This window comes from Agromyces neolithicus, assembly GCF_039529735.1.
GTDB classification, from domain to species: domain Bacteria; phylum Actinomycetota; class Actinomycetes; order Actinomycetales; family Microbacteriaceae; genus Agromyces; species Agromyces neolithicus.
On the sequence record NZ_BAAANJ010000009.1, the window covers coordinates 81,214 to 95,782 of the forward strand.

The 14,569-nt window shown below is 70.2% G+C and carries 13 protein-coding genes; 10 read left to right on the forward strand and 3 right to left on the reverse strand.

Going from position 1 to position 14,569, the window contains the following annotated elements:
- The first annotated feature begins 75 nt into the window (after positions 1-75).
- Genes ABD164_RS12690 through ABD164_RS12705 form a run of 4 tightly spaced genes read left to right on the forward strand, consistent with a single transcriptional unit; the run spans position 76 to position 6,933 of the window.
- Positions 76-1,527 carry a DUF3375 domain-containing protein gene (locus ABD164_RS12690; protein ID WP_344296655.1) on the forward strand — a complete coding sequence of 484 codons (1,452 nt, stop codon included), beginning with the start codon at positions 76-78 and terminating at the stop codon, positions 1,525-1,527.
- Positions 1,524-2,309 carry a DUF4194 domain-containing protein gene (locus tag ABD164_RS12695; RefSeq protein ID WP_344296657.1) on the forward strand — a complete coding sequence of 262 codons (786 nt, stop codon included), beginning with the start codon at positions 1,524-1,526 and terminating at the stop codon, positions 2,307-2,309. Before ABD164_RS12690 ends, ABD164_RS12695 begins: the two co-directional genes overlap by 4 nt.
- Entirely contained in the window at positions 2,306-5,632 is a 3,327-nt protein-coding gene (locus ABD164_RS12700) for an ATP-binding protein (protein ID WP_344296659.1), read from the forward strand. Before ABD164_RS12695 ends, ABD164_RS12700 begins: the two co-directional genes overlap by 4 nt.
- Entirely contained in the window at positions 5,632-6,933 is a 1,302-nt protein-coding gene (locus ABD164_RS12705) for a Wadjet anti-phage system protein JetD domain-containing protein (RefSeq protein WP_344296660.1), read from the forward strand. Before ABD164_RS12700 ends, ABD164_RS12705 begins: the two co-directional genes overlap by 1 nt.
- A gap of 342 nt (positions 6,934-7,275) precedes the next feature.
- On the opposite strand, the gene ABD164_RS12710 is transcribed toward ABD164_RS12705, so the two are convergent.
- Positions 7,276-8,178, reverse strand: coding sequence for an oxidoreductase (locus ABD164_RS12710; RefSeq protein ID WP_344296661.1), 903 nt, complete (start codon positions 8,176-8,178; stop codon positions 7,276-7,278).
- Between the two features lie 222 nt (positions 8,179-8,400).
- On the opposite strand from ABD164_RS12710, the gene ABD164_RS12715 reads away from it, so the two are divergent.
- The 6 genes from ABD164_RS12715 (at position 8,401) to ABD164_RS12740 (ending at position 13,636) form a co-directional block, all read left to right on the forward strand.
- Positions 8,401-9,066 carry an NADPH-dependent F420 reductase gene (locus ABD164_RS12715; RefSeq protein WP_425545946.1) on the forward strand — a complete coding sequence of 222 codons (666 nt, stop codon included), beginning with the start codon at positions 8,401-8,403 and terminating at the stop codon, positions 9,064-9,066.
- Positions 9,067-9,285: 219 nt separating this feature from the next.
- Positions 9,286-10,698, forward strand: a complete 1,413-nt coding sequence (locus ABD164_RS12720; RefSeq protein ID WP_344296663.1) for an HNH endonuclease signature motif containing protein — start codon at positions 9,286-9,288, stop codon at positions 10,696-10,698.
- 414 nt (positions 10,699-11,112) lie between these two features.
- On the forward strand, positions 11,113-11,616 hold the full coding sequence (locus ABD164_RS12725) for an Hcp family type VI secretion system effector (RefSeq protein ID WP_344296664.1): 504 nt from the start codon (positions 11,113-11,115) through the stop codon (positions 11,614-11,616).
- A 44-nt stretch (positions 11,617-11,660) separates the two neighbouring features.
- Positions 11,661-11,924, forward strand: coding sequence for a hypothetical protein (locus ABD164_RS12730; RefSeq protein ID WP_344296665.1), 264 nt, complete (start codon positions 11,661-11,663; stop codon positions 11,922-11,924).
- Positions 11,921-12,310 (forward strand): PIN domain-containing protein, encoded by a 390-nt coding sequence (locus tag ABD164_RS12735; protein ID WP_344296666.1) that lies wholly within the window; start codon positions 11,921-11,923, stop codon positions 12,308-12,310. The genes ABD164_RS12730 and ABD164_RS12735 overlap by 4 nt, the downstream gene beginning before the upstream one ends.
- A gap of 57 nt (positions 12,311-12,367) precedes the next feature.
- Complete coding sequence (locus tag ABD164_RS12740; RefSeq protein WP_344296667.1) at positions 12,368-13,636, forward strand: hypothetical protein; 1,269 nt, start codon at positions 12,368-12,370, stop codon at positions 13,634-13,636.
- A gap of 101 nt (positions 13,637-13,737) precedes the next feature.
- Here the strand turns inward: ABD164_RS12740 and ABD164_RS12745 are convergent, their stop codons facing one another.
- The gene (locus ABD164_RS12745; protein ID WP_344296668.1) at positions 13,738-14,007 is read right to left on the reverse strand and encodes a DUF1876 domain-containing protein; all 270 of its coding nucleotides are present in this window, start codon (positions 14,005-14,007) and stop codon (positions 13,738-13,740) included.
- 108 nt (positions 14,008-14,115) lie between these two features.
- A complete protein-coding gene (locus tag ABD164_RS12750) occupies positions 14,116-14,493 on the reverse strand; it encodes a YciI family protein (protein WP_344296669.1) in 378 nt (125 codons plus the stop codon).
- Between the last annotated feature and the right edge of the window lie 76 nt (positions 14,494-14,569).

Genomic DNA, 14,569 nt, shown 5'->3' on the forward strand with positions numbered 1-14,569 from the left:
CGCCCCCACTTACCATGGTCTGCATCAGCCCGAGCGCCATCACCGAGATGTTGCACGGCCGAGGGGAGGGTAGCGATGTCGGTCACCACGACGAGCCTCGCCCTCTCGCGCCTGCTCGACGACGACTCGAGCTGGCGGCTTCTGCGGGCCGACAACGCGCCGGTCATCGCGGCGCTGCTCTCGGCGCACCTCGCCGGCGAGCAGATCCGAATGCCGGCCGATGAGCTCTTCGAGGTGCTCGACCACGACCTCGATCGCTTGCGCGAAGCAGGCTTCGAACTGGCGCGCAACGCCCAGGGCTATTGCGCCGAGTGGCGTGAAGCTGGCTTTCTCGTGCGGCGCGCGGCCGAGGGCGCCCGAGGCGAGACCTACGAACTCTCGCAGGGGGCGCTGCGCGGCATCCGCTATCTCGACCAGCTCGTCGAGCCCCGGCAGACCGCGACCGAGTCGCGCCTGTCGAGCATCGCCGCCCAGCTCGCTCGGCTCGCCGTCGACACCGATCCCGACACCACGCGCCGCCTCGCACAGCTGCATGCCGAGCGTGACCGCATCGAGCAGCAGATCGAGCGGGTCGCAGCCGGCGAGGTCGACCCGCTCGAGCCTGCCCGCGCGCTCGAGCGGGCGCGTGACATCCTCGCCCAGGCCGAAGAGATCCCCGCCGACTTCGCGAGGGTGCGCGCCGAATTCGAGGCGCTCAATCGGTCGCTGCGCACCGGCATTCTCGAGTCCGACGCGTCGCACCGCTCGGTGCTCGATGAGATCTTCCGCGGGGTCGACCTCATCGGCGAGTCCGACGAGGGGCGAAGTTTCGCGGGCTTCTCAGCGCTGGTGCTCGACGCAGAGGTCGGCGCCGATTTCGACGATCACGTGTCGCAGGTGCTCGAGCGCGAGTTCGCCGACACCCTCAGCGCCTCGCAACGCCGATTCCTGCGCCGCTACGTGACCACGCTCAAAGACCGCAGCGCAGAGATCCACGAGGTGATCACCTCGTTCGCGCGGGGGCTCCGCCGCTACGTGCAGTCGCACGACTTCGAACGCGATCGCGTGCTGAAGTCGGCCATTCGCGAGGCCCTCGCCGCCGGTATTCCGGCGTCCGCCGAAGTGAAACCGTATCGGCAGACCCAGCTCTCGCTCGCACTCTCGAGCGTGCCCATGGTCTCGGTTGGGCAGGTGCGTCTGCACGACCCCGCCGAGCTCGATGCCACCGCACCCGTCGTCGAGCACGAGGCGGCCGTCGCGAATCTCGAGGCACTGCGGCGCCTCGCCCGCGAGACCGAGATCGACTTCGACGAGCTTCGCGCCCACGTCAACGACGTGCTCGATCGCGCCGGCGAGTGCACCGTTGCCAAGGTGCTCGCGGTGCACCCCGCCACGCAGGGCGTCGCAAGCGTCGTCGGGCTCATCGCGCTCGCCGCGGTGCAGGGTGTCGTCGCCGACGCGGTCGAGCGGGTGCGCTGGCACGGGGTCGACGGTGTCGCGCGCAGCGCGACCGTGCCCGTGCATCGATTCACCGGGAGGGTGTTGTGAACGAGTCCACTGACGCAGGCGTGCCGGGCGACGGCGAGGCGGCGGGCGCGTCGACGGTCGGCGGTGGCGATGAGGCATCCATGCATGCCGGCCTCTGGAAGGGAGACAGTGGCACGCTCGGGCTGGAGTCGCGGCGTGCTCTGCTCGACCTCATCAGGGGCCCGTACCTCTCGGGCCGGGCGAGCCCGGGCCTGTGGTCGGCGCTCCTCGCCGACGAGCGCGCAATCCGAACCCGGCTCAACGAGCTCTTCCTCGAGCTCGTGCTCGACCGGGTCGGCGAGGTCGCGTTCGTTCGCAACGTCGACGCGGGCGAACTCGCGGTGCCGCGCACGGTGCGCACCGAGTCGCTCAGCTTCCTCGACACGGCGATGCTGCTCGTGCTGCGCCAAATCCTGCTGTCGCGCGAGGGCGAGGGGCGCGTCATCGTCGGGCGCGACGAGGTGTTCGAGCAGCTCGCAGCGTTCCGCCCCGCCGACCACGACGAGAAGCTCTTCACATCGCGCATGAACTCGTCGTGGATGAACATGAAGAACAAGCTCCGCGTCATCCACCAGGCCGGCGCCGCCGACGACGGCGAACGCGCCGAGATCTCACCGGTGCTGCGGCTCATCGTCGACGCCGACCATGTGCGGCAGATCGAACGCGAATACCGCCGCATCGCGGGCGGTGCGTCCGATGACGGTGCCAATGCCCCGGGCGACGTCACGGATGCCCCGGGCGGCGGTGTTGACGAACCGGCCGACCACGAACGACCGTACGACGATGAGGAGGCGAGCGCGTGACGCTCCTCGAGTTCCCGATCGACCGCGCGGCGACGCCCCCCGAGACCGCCGAAGGCCAGTGGCGGCTCGCTCGCATCGAACTCGTCAACTGGGGCACCTTCGACGGTCACCATCGCATCGACGTCGCGCGCAAGGGGCACCTGTTCACGGGCGCCTCCGGCTCGGGCAAGTCGTCGCTGCTCGACGCCATCGCGTGCGTGCTCACCCCCGACAAGTGGTTGCGCTTCAACGCCGCGGCCCAAGACGCCGCAAGCCGCAGCGACGACCGCAGTCTCGTGAGCTACGTGCGCGGCGCCTGGAGCAACGAAGCCGACGAGACCTACGACCGGGCCGTCTCGGCGTACCTGCGGCGGGGCGCCACCTGGAGCGGAGTGCTCCTGCGTTACGAGAACCTCCGCGAAGCGCCGGTCACGCTCGTGCGGCTGTTCCACTTGCGCGGGGCCTCGGCCGACAAATCCGACCTGCGCGACCTCTGCCTCATCGACCGCGGCGATCTCGGGCTCGCCCAGCTGCGCGAGTACGTCGCCGGGGGCATCGAGGCCAGGCGGTTGAAGGCGGCCCGCCCCGAGGCATCCGTCACCACCAATTGGTCGCACGGCGCGTTCTATGCGAAGTTCCGGCGCATCTTCGGCATCGAGCACCAGAATGCCCTGCAGCTGCTGCACAAGACGCAGTCGGCGAAGAACCTCGGCAGTCTCGACCAACTGTTCCGCACGTTCATGCTCGACGAGCCGAAGACGTTCACGCGAGCCAAGAGCGCGGTCGAACAGTTCGGGGAGCTCGACCGTGCGCACGCCCACATCGTCGAGTTGCGCAAGCAGGCCGACGAGCTTCGCGCCCTCGAAGCGGCGATCGCCGAGTACGAGACGGCGACCGCTGCCGCGGCCGAGACCGAGCGCTTGAGTGCCCTGCTCGATCCGTTCCACGACCGGTTGACACTCCGGCTCGCCGACGAAGAACGGGCGCTGCTGCGCGCCGACGAGGCACGCCTGCGCGATCGCATGCAGCGCGCCGAAGCCGCCGTCGAATCGGCCGAGGAGCGTCGCTCCGACGCCGACCGCCTTGCCTTCGAGCTCGGCGGCGGCGATGCCGAGCGCGAGCACGAGCTGCTCAAGCTCGCGCGGCAGAACGCCGACGAGACGACCAAGCGGTGGCAGCGACTCAGCGAGACGCTGCGCTCGGTCGACATCGACCACGCCCCCTCCGACGCCGCCGAGTTCGCCGAGCTGCGCGAAACCGCCGTACGGGAACTCGCTGCCGATGCGCCACAGGCGCAGCACGACAACGACGACCACCGGGCCTATTTCGGCGCGAAACACGAGCTCGGCAAGATCGACGCCGAACTCGACGCGCTCAGGCGCCGCAAGAGCAACCTGCCGTCCGAGCTGCTTCTGGCTCGGCAGCAGCTCGCCGACGAACTCGGCATCGCCGAGCCGGCGCTGCCCTTCGTGGGTGAGCTCATCGAGGTGCTGCCCGAGTACGCCGAGTGGACGGGCGCGATCGAGCGTGTGCTCTACCCCATCGCCATCGCCATGCTCGTTCGCGACGACCTGCTCACCGAGGTGCGCCGTCGTGTCGACCGCCGCCACCTCGGTGCCCGGCTCGTGTTCGAGGCGGTTCCTGCGCTCGCGCCGCCCGTGCGCAAGGCGACCGACGCGCGTTCGCTGCTGCACCGAATCCGCGTCGTCGACGGCCCGTTCGCCGAATGGCTGCAGGCGCGGCTCTCGAGTGAGTTCGACCTCGCCTGCGTAGAGAGCGCCGACGAACTCGACGGGGTCGATCGCGGTGTCACGCTCAGCGGGCAGATCAAGAAGTCCGCTCGACGGTACGAGAAGAATGACCGCTACCGCATCGACGACCGGCGACGGTGGATCCTCGGCGCCGACAACGACGCCAAGATCGAACTGCTCATCGAGCGCCGGCGGGCGGTCGTTCGCGAGCTCGAGACAACCGACGCGAAGCTGCAAGCCGCCGCCCGCCACGCTTCGGAGCTCACTCGTCGTCGCACTGTCTTCGAGACGATCACGCAGCTCGACTGGACTGAGATCGACCGCGGCGCCGCCGAATCGCGCGTGGCCGATCGCCGGCGTCGGCTCGACGAGCTGACCGACGGCAACGACGAACTGCGCGACGCGGTCACCGCACGCGAGGCCGCGATCGAGGCGGTGCGTGAGGCGCAGTCCGGGCTCGGCGACGCACGCGGCGAACTGCGCATCGCGACCGAGCGGGCGGCCGCCGTCGACCGGCAGATCGCCGAACTGGCCGATCGGGTTGCGGGCACCTCCATCGACGAGGTCGACGCCGCCGAGCTCGAGCGCCGGTACCGCGAGAAGCAGCGCAGTCTCACGCGCGACTCGGTAGAGAAGACGGGCCGCCACGTGAGTGACACCCTGCATCGCGAGCTCGATGCGGCGCGGCGTCGCCAGGCCGCCGCCGAAGGTCGATTCGTCGAGGGCGCGAGCGTCTTCAAATCGAACTGGAAGGTGGCCGCCGCCGAGCTCACGGCGCAGATCGGCGACCGCGGCGGATACCGCGAACTGCTCGGCGGCATCGTCTCGCGCGGCCTGCCTGAACACGAGGGCAACTTCATGAAGCTCCTCCGTGAGCGTTCGCGCGACCACATGGGATTGCTCGCCTCCGACCTGCGCAACGCGCCGAAAGAGGTGACCGACCGAATCGCGCCGGTCAACGCCTCGCTCGGTACCTCGCCGTTCGACCACGACCGATTCCTGCGCATCGAGGTCAGGGTGCAGCGTTCGAGCGAGGTGACCGAGTTGCTCGCCGATCTGCAGACGATCACGCAGGGCAGCTGGGACGACGAAGACCTCGACTCGGCCGAACGTCGATTCGGTGTACTGAAGAAGGTCATGGCGAAGCTCGGCTCGAGCGACAACGCCGACATCGCCTGGCGCCGCCGGTGTCTCGACACCCGTGAGCACGTGACCTTCCTCGCGAAAGAGCTCGACCGGGCGGGCCGAGTGGTCAACATGCACGAGTCGAGCGCGGGGCTCTCGGGCGGACAGCGCCAGAAGCTCGTCGTGTTCTGCCTCGCCGCGGCACTGCGGTACCAGCTCACCGCCGATGAAGACGCGCTCCCGTCGTACGCGACGATCATTCTCGACGAGGCGTTCGACAAAGCCGACAGCAGATACACCCGCATGGCCATGGATGTGTTCGTCGAGTTCGGCTTCCAGATGCTGCTCGCCACCCCGCAGAAGCTGCTGCAGACGATCGAGCCCTACGTCGGCGCCGTGACGACCATCGACAATCCCACCCGCAAGCTGTCGCAGGTCGCGAACCTCGCCTTCGATGTGGAGGCGTGATGGCGGCGTCGATGGTGTCGGTCGCCGAAGCACGGTCTCGGGCGGCCCGCATCGTCGAGCGCGCTCAGCGCGACTGGGCCGCCGCACTCGCGCGCGGCGAGACACCCGATGCCTCGTTCGAACTTGTGCTGCGCCCGCCGACCGAGCGCGAGGCACTCGCACGGCTCTCGGCGGCCGTCGCGTGGGTGGGCGAATGGCGTGCCGCTGAGGCGCGCGGCGGTTCGGACGAGCCGGCTGGACTGCGCGTGACCTGGGCCGAACGCCGCTGGCCGAGCGTCGGTGCGCAAGTCGTCCCCGAGCGGCTTGTCGTGCAGGGGCCCGACGCGATCGCCGCATTCGGCGGTGTAACCCAGCGTCGTGACTGGCGCAGGCTCGCGGACCGCGCCGCCGCCGTGCATGCACGATTCGTCGGCGTGGGCGTGGGCGTGGGCGGCGGCGCTGGCATGGGCGTTGGCGCCCGCGCCGGCATGGGCGTTGGCATGGGCGACGGTGTTGGCGTGGGCGACGGTCTCGGTCGCTCCGCGGCACTTGGGGCCGCGGTGCGTTCGGAGTGGCGCGCACTCATCGACTACCGCGACCACGAGTTCGCGACGTTGCTCGACGTGGTCGAGTGGCTCGTTGCGCATCCTTCGTCGGGGTGGCGGGTGCGACAATTGCCGATCCGCGGTATCGATACGAAGTGGCTCGAGCGGCACCGGCGCACCGTTGAGTCGTTCTACGGCGCCGTCACCGGGGGCACGTCGCTCGGGCTCGCCGAATCTCAGTCGACGGTACGGGTTCGGTTCCTCGATGAGGCGGTTCGGCCCGGTGGCATCGAAGATCTCGCCGCGCCGGTTGCCGAGCTTGCGAGGTTGCCGATCGCTCCGCAGGTCGTATTCGTCTTCGAGAACCTCGAAACCGTGCTCGCCATGCCGCCCATGCCGAGTGCGGTGGTCGTCCACGGATCGGGGTACGCCGTGACGAGACTCGGCGAAGTGCCGTGGGTCCGCGAGGCGAATGTCATCTACTGGGGCGACCTCGATTCCGACGGGTTCCGGGTGCTGCACACCATCCGTACCGTGGTGCCCAACGTCACGAGCGTGCTCATGGACGAGGCGACGCTCGACCGATTCGGTGATCTCGCGGTCGTCGAGACGCGGCCGGCTACGGGCTCAGTCGATCTGCTGACCGATACCGAGCGGCACGTGTTCGACCGGCTTCGTGCCGGCGGAGGCGTCCGCCTCGAACAGGAGCGCGTGCCGTGGGCGTACGCCCACGACGAGCTGATCCGGGCCGCAGAAGTGGTGCTTGCTGTCGCGTAGTTCACGCGGATGGTCTGAATGGCACCCGTTTCGGCCGGGGTAGCGGCATCCGCTGTCGGCTCGGCACTGCGCCCGACGAGCTCGAACAAACTGGGTGAAACGCTGATCGCAGTACCGCGGCCCCCGAAAATCCGTGTGCTCCACGGATTCGCGCGGGCGCTATTGCGAGGAGTGTGGTGTGCGGCGGGAGTTCACCGCCGCACACCCGGCCTCGAAAGGAGGTGCGCAATGCTCGCGACCATGCTCCTGCTCGGACTGCTTGCAGCGACGGCGGTCACGTCGGCGCTGGTGCAGTTCGGCCGCGACGGCTACCGCCGTACACCGACCGTCTGAGCGCACCGGCTACCAGGGGAACGCGACGCCCGTCAGCTCCTCCGAGACGCTCCAGAGGCGCGCGGCCGTGGCCCGATCCTCGGCCGCGGCGGCACGATCGACGAGCACGGGCGGACCGGCCATGCCGCCGCGACGGCTCGGGCCCGCGTATCCGGCTCCGGGCATCGGCGCGGTCGCCGCGTACAACGTCGGCGCAGCCCCGGCGACCGCAGGCTGGGCGACCCACCGCACGGCGATCTTGCCGACCAGCTTGAGCATCGCGTTGCCGGTGCCCGACCCGAGATTCGTGGCCGCCATGCCCGGGTGCGCTGCCGTCGCGATCACGCGTGAATCGGCCTCCTCGAGCCGGTGCTGCAGCTCGAGCGTGAAGAGCAGGTTGGCGAGCTTCGACTGCGCATAGGCGTCGGAGCCGGCCCGATACGCGCGTGTCGACCAATCGAGGTCGTCGAAGTCGATGTGGCCGGTGCGATGGGCGCTGCTCGCGACAGTGACGACACGGCCAGTGAGGTAGGGCAGAAGCAGGTTGGTCAGTGCGAAATGTCCGAGGTGGTTGGTGCCGAACTGCAACTCGAATCCGTCGCGCGTGCGCCCGAACGGCGGCACGAGCACGCCGGCATTGTTGACGAGCACACGGATGTCGCCATGCCAGTTCTCCGCGAACGCGCGCACCGAGGCGAGGTCGGCGAGATCGAGGTGTCGCACCTCGGTGGAGCCCTCGACCGTGGCCGCGGCATCCGAACCCCTGTGCTCATCTCGCACGGCGAGCACGACGTGGGCACCGTGCAGGGCGAACGACCGCGCGGCCTCGAGCCCGATGCCGCTGTTCGCTCCCGTGACGATGATCGTCGTGCCGGTGAGGTCGGGCATTCGCTCGACGGTCCACGGCGGATCGGCGGTGGGGTGGGCGGTCATGATGCGACCTTTCGGCGAGCGGGCGTCATCGGCCGACGGCGCCGTATCACAGGCCGAACGGTACGCGCGCGACCTGGCCGCGACATGTGTGCCGGTTGCTGTCGGGGCCGGGTTCGGTGCGTCGGCTCGGCAGGGACATCCGCAGATCGGGAACCGTGCGCAGATCGGGACACTGCGCACCTCGGCAACATTGCGCACCTCGGGAACATTGCGCACCCACCCGTGGTTCGCCTCAGCATGACGACAATCGGAATCATCGGAGCAGGACACATCGGCAGCCAGGTCGCGCGCGCGGCCATCGCGGCGGGATACGACGTGGTCATCGCCAACTCGCGCGGTCCCGAGACGCTCGCCGCCCTGGTCGCCGACCTCGGCGAGAACGCGCGTGCCGCAACGGCGACGGATGCCGCGACCGCGGCCGATGTCGCTATCGTGACCGTGCCCTTCAAGGCCTACGCATCGATGCCGGTCGAGCCGCTCGCCGACAAGATCGTGATCGACACGAACAACTACTACTGGGAGCGTGACGGTCACGTGCCCGCGCTCGACGAGGGCCGCGACACGGTCTCGGGAATGCTGCAGAAGCACCTGCCCACGAGTCGCGTGGCCAAGGGCTTCAACCACATCAGGTCGGGCGAGATCACAACCGATGGCGCGCCCGCGGGGTCGCCCGGGCGGCGTGCGCTGGCGACCGCGAGCGACTACGACGATGCCGCCCAGTTCGTCACCGACTTCTACGACCGCATCGGCTTCGACACCGTCAATGTCGGCCCGCTCGCCGAGAGCTGGCGAGTCGAGCGCGACCAGCCGGCGTATGTCGTGCCGCAGACCCGCGACGAACTCGTCGCGAACCTCGCGAAGGCCGAGCGAGAGGCCGCGGCGGCGTAGCGGAGGGGTCGGGCGCGCGAGCGGGTGTTCGCGGGTCGGCCGGTGTGTGCGGATCGGCGGGTGTTTGCGGGTCGGCTGGTGCGTGCGGTTCCGCCGGTGCGTGCGGAGCGGCCGATCTGCACTCGTCCTCCACAGGGCACCGAAACTGTGAACTATTCACAGGTTGATCTGCGCTTTTCGGTGCGTTCCAATGTCAGTGGGTCGCGCGACAATTGATCCATGACCGGCACCCGCGACGCACTCGAGCAGCTCCGCTCGACGCTCGCCGACGTGCTCGGGTTCGACGACGCGGCCGGCTGGTCCGACGATGAGCTGCTCACGAACATGGGCGCGCTCGAGTGCCTCGGTCGACTCGTCGACGCGCACCGTGCGGCGTTCGCGGGCGAGGTCGCCGAGCGCTCGCGCCTCGAGCTCGGCGCCGAGCGGCTGTCGTCGCGCAAGGGCTGCCGCTCGGCGGCAGAACTCATCGAACGGGTGACCCAGGCGTCGGCGTTCGAGGCGCGCCGGCGCATCGCGCTCGGCACGGCAACGCGAGCTCGTGCGGGATTCACCGGCGAGCCGATCGCAGCGCAGTTTCCGCTCGTGGCGTCGGCGCTCGCCGCAGGCGACCTCGGCGCCGACGCCGCATCCACGATCATCCGCGAGCTCGACCGCACGCGGCCGGTGGCCGACCCGGTCGCGCTCGCCACCGCCGAGCAGGCGCTCGTCGCCGAGGCCACCGGGCGCGGCGACGGTGCGCCCGTGTGCGCCACCGCCGACGAGCTGCGCGTGCAGGCGCAGGCGTGGTCGACATTCCTCGACCAAGACGGGCGCGAGCCCGACGACGAGCGGGCGATGCGGCACCGCGGGTTCAGACTCGGGCGCGCTCGCGCCGGGCTCATCCCGGTCTCGGGCGACCTCATGCCCGAGGTCGCCGCCAAGCTCACGCGGCTGTTCGATGCGCACCTGTCGCCACGATCAGGCACCGGCTTCATGACCGACGACGAGCGGGCGAGTCTCGCCGAGACCGGCGAGCAGCGCACCTCCGACCAGCAGCGGCACGACGTACTGGCCGCCGTCATCGACACGGCCGCCCGCTCGGGCGAGCACCCGACCATCGGCGGTGCGGCACCGACCGTGCTCGTGAGCGTGCGGGCATCCGACCTTGCCGCCGGTCGCGGTCGAGCCCACGCCGACGGCGTCGACATCCCCATCTCGCTGCGCGCCGCCCGCCACATGATCTGCACCGGCGGCACCCAGACTGTCGTGTTCGACGCCGACGGCCGCATCATCGAGCTCGGCGCGCAAGATCGCTGCTTCACCCCGCACCAGCGACGCGCGATCACCCTGCGCGACGGCGCATGCGTCATCCCCGGGTGTTCCGTGCCCGCATCGTGGTGTGAAATCCACCATGTCATCCCCGACGTCGACGGCGGGCCCACGCACCCCGACAACGGAGTGCTGCTCTGCTGGTTCCATCATCGATCGATCGACACGTCGGGGTGGGGCATTCAGATGGTTCGCGGGGTGCCGCACATCCGCCCGCCAAGCTGGCTCGATCCGGGTGGCGGCTGGCGCCCGGCAACGAAGTCCCCGACCCGGTTGGCAGATCGCCGCGAACGGCGCGAACGCCCGAGAGAGGGTGTTGCGTGAGCGCGGGCTGCCGGAGCACTCCGCGCCGTGGCGTCTGACTCGCATGCATTCCGCCGCGCCGTGGCCGCGTGACTCGCATGCATTCCGCCGCGCCGCGTGACCCGCATGCATTCCGCCGCGCCGCGTGACCCGCATGCATTCCGCCGCGCCGCGCCGCGCGACCCGCATGCATTCCGCCGCGCCGCGCCACCTATCGGCGCGGCTCCTGGCGGTGCGGCAACTCGTGTGGCGCCGGTCCGTGCCGCGCCGGCTCGTGCTACGCCGCGCCGTGCCGCGTCGCCGCGCCCCGCCACCCCGCACCGCCGCCACCACCTCGCGCCACCGAATCGGTGGCCACCCCGGTTGCGGCTCGTCGCGCACGGGTGTCGACTTCCTCGTGGGCGCGAATCCCGACCACCGGAGCAAGGGGGAGACATGAACGACATGTTCATCAAGATCGGCGCGATCAAGGGCGAGAGCAAAGACCAGCAGCACCCCGACGAGATCGAGGTGCTCAGCTGGGCTTGGGGCGAGTCGCAGGCGGCCGGCCCCGGTGGCTCCGGCCCCGGCGGCGGCCCCGGCAGTGGCGGGGGAGCAGGCAAGGTGTCGATGCAGGACTTCACGTTCACGCACGTGCTCGACGTGGCATCTCCCGAGCTCATGAAGGCGTGCGCTGCGGGCACCCACCTGTCCGAGGCGACCTTCTCGGCACGCAGGTCGGCGCCCGGACAACCCGACTTCCTCACCGTGCGATTGACCGACGTGACGGTCTCGGCGGTGTCGACGGGCGGATCGCACGATGATGCTGCCGGGTTCCTCGAGACCGTGGCACTGCGTTTCGCGAAGATCCGCGTCGAGTATCGCCGGCAGCAGTCCAGCGGCGGGTTGGCGGCGCCGTCGACATTCGGCTGGGATCTGCACGCGAACAAGGGCATCTGATCCTCCCGGTGTACCACCCCGATACGCGGTGGTACACTGGTGGCATGCCGACCACCCGACCGCGGTTCCAGGTGACCGAGACACCCGAGGTCGAGCGTGCACTGAAGGTCGCCGAGACGGCGTGGCCCGATGTGCCGCGAGCCGAGCGCGTGCTGCGCCTGCTGCAGGCCGGGGCCGACGCACTCGAGCGAAGCGCCGTCGAGCAGCGGGCACGACGCATCGCCGCGGTCACGGCATCGGCCGGCATGCTCGACGACGCGTACGAGCCCGGGTACCTCGAGCGGTTGCGTGAAGAATGGCGCGAGTGATCGTGCTCGACGCGAGCCTGGTGATCGCGCACCTCGCCGCGGCCGGTGCACACCATCCGCGAGCGACGACGTTCTTCCGTGAGCATGCCGATGCCGACTTCATCGTGCACATGCTCACGCTCACCGAGATTCTCGTCGGCCCGACGCGCGTCGGCCGCGCGCTCGACGTGACGCGGGCGCTCGCATCGCTCGGCATCGACGAGTGGGCGCCTCCCTCCGGCAGCGCCGCGCGACTCGCGCACCTGCGGGTCGCATCAGGGCTGCAGCTGCCCGACTGCTGCGTGCTCGACGCGGCGATCGAGACCGCGTCGCCGCTTGCGACGTTCGACGAGCGACTCGCCGGTGCCGCCCGGGCCGCAGGCGTCACGGTCGTCGCAGTGTCGTGACGCTCGGCACGGTGCCGCTTCCATCGCCCGCCTCCTCCGCCGGAGTAGCCTCCAGCCATGGGACGATCGATCTTCTCGGCGCTGCCTCAGGTCATCGTCGACCTCGCCGATGCCGGGTCAGGCAGTGACGCACTCGCGGCATCCGCCGACGGCGGCCTCGGCGTCGCACTGCTGCCGCTGTTCGCGCTCGCGGGTGCGCTGATCGCAGCCGTCGCGGTCGCAACCCTGATCGTCGAATGGTTGCGCAAGCCCGAGGCCGACAGCGCGTACGGCGTGACCGATCCGGAGTCCGCCGGGCTGCTCCATGTCGGGTTCGTGTCGGGAGCCGCGGCGACGCGCTGGCTGCCGGCGACGGTGCTGCAACTCGCCGACGACGGCGTGATCGCCATCGTCGACCGGCGCGAGAACGGCGACGACACGGCGACCGCCGCCACGCACATCCGACTCGTCCTCGACGGCGACGATCCGGCGGCAGTCCCTGCCGGAGCAGGCTCGGGCGACGCCGAGGGCAGTGTCGTCGTGGCGATGCTGGCGCCGGGTCTCACGGGTGACTCGAGCATCGCACGGCGCGGTTCGAGCGTCGACGTCGACCGTGTCGTGAGCGGCAACGCCGCCCTGCTCGGGCTGACACGCGACCGGTTCGCCGCCGCGGCCGCCTGGTACCGCGAGCCGCGCCCCGTCCGCCGGTTCAGGGCGGCGACGGCCGGTGGTGTGCTCGGCGTCGTCCTGGGGCTGTTCTCGACCGTCACGGGCGAGGAGTATTCGACCTCGATCGCCTGGAGCGCCGTCGTCATCGGCGCGGTGGCGCTGAGCTTGCGCGCGCTGCTGCCCCGCTGGATCCCGCTCAACGCAGCGGGGCTGCAGCTTCGCCAGCGCGCGAGCGACCTGCGCGAGAGGATCACACGATCGGATGTCCCGAGCCTCACCACGGGCCGGGACATCCTGCCGTGGGCAGTGCTCTTCGACGAGTCATCCGTGGTGCAGCGTTTCGCCGAGGTCGCCGAGCGATCGGGTGTCGCACCGGCCTGGTACCGGTCATCGGCCCCGCTCTCGGCAGATCGGCTCGCCTCGTGCCTCGCGGTCGTCGTCGCCCAGTTGGCGCAGCCCATCCGTGTCGGCGGCAGGCCCCTCGGGCAGGGTGACGACTCGCGCTTCGGCGTGCCGATGATCGGCGACAGCAAAGGCTGGGGCGGCGGGTACCTCGCCGGCGACGGCGGCGGTGCGTACCCGGGGTACGGCTACGGCGACGGCGGCGGGGGATTCGGCGACGGCGGAGGCGGCTTCGGCGGATTCGACGGCGGCGGCGGTGGGGGCGGCGACGGCTGACGACTCACGCTTCAGTGCGCCGCTGCCCACCACGAGCATTGCGGCGCACCGAGCGGCCGAGTCGGCCCTCGGTGCGCTCGGTGCGCTCGGTCGGCTCGCTGCTACCGGTGCAGGTGCGCCGGCTCGCCGGTGGCGCCCGCGATGTCGTTCTCTGTCGCGTGCAGCAGTCGCTCGGCGAGGTTGCGCAGCGCGCGTGACACCGCGAGCTCGTCGCCGATCTCGGGCACGCTCGGATCGAGCGGGTTGCGCTGCGCATGGCCGACGCCAGTCACATCATGACCCTTGGGCGTGCGCACGCTCACGTGCGCCAGCGTGGTGTCTTCTTGTTCGTCGATGTCGACGGTGATGCTCCACTGCTTGGTCGTAGGCATGGAACTCACCACCCTCCCCGGTACGGTTCCACGTTCAGCGTACCGACCTGCCGCACGTGCGGCGAGGGATTGCGATGATTACGACGTGGGTGCCGGCGCCGCCAGTGCCTACGCCTCGGGAGCCTCCTGCAGCGCACGCACCTCGATGCGGCTCTGCACGGCGGCCGATGCCTTGGCCGCCCACTCGACGGCCGCGGGCTCGTCGGCCGCCTCGATCACCCAGAATCCGCCGACATACGACGGCGCCTCGACGAACGGCTCATCGAGCACCTGCGTCTCGCCCGACGAGGCGTCGACGGTCTTCGCGGTCGACGGCGGGTTGAGGCCACCGGCGAACAGCCACGCGCCCGAGTCCTTCAGGGCGGTGTTGAACTCGTCGACCGCGGCCATCACGGCCGCCAGTTCGGCGGGGTCGAACTCCTGCATCGACTCCATCGTCGGCTCGGTCGCCGTGTCGTGCGGCATGGTCAGAAAGTACTGCGTCATTGTCGTGATCCTCTCGTTGCGGGGCTCCGTCAGGGTCGCCCTCATTCGTACGTCGAACGAGCACGACGTCGATCGA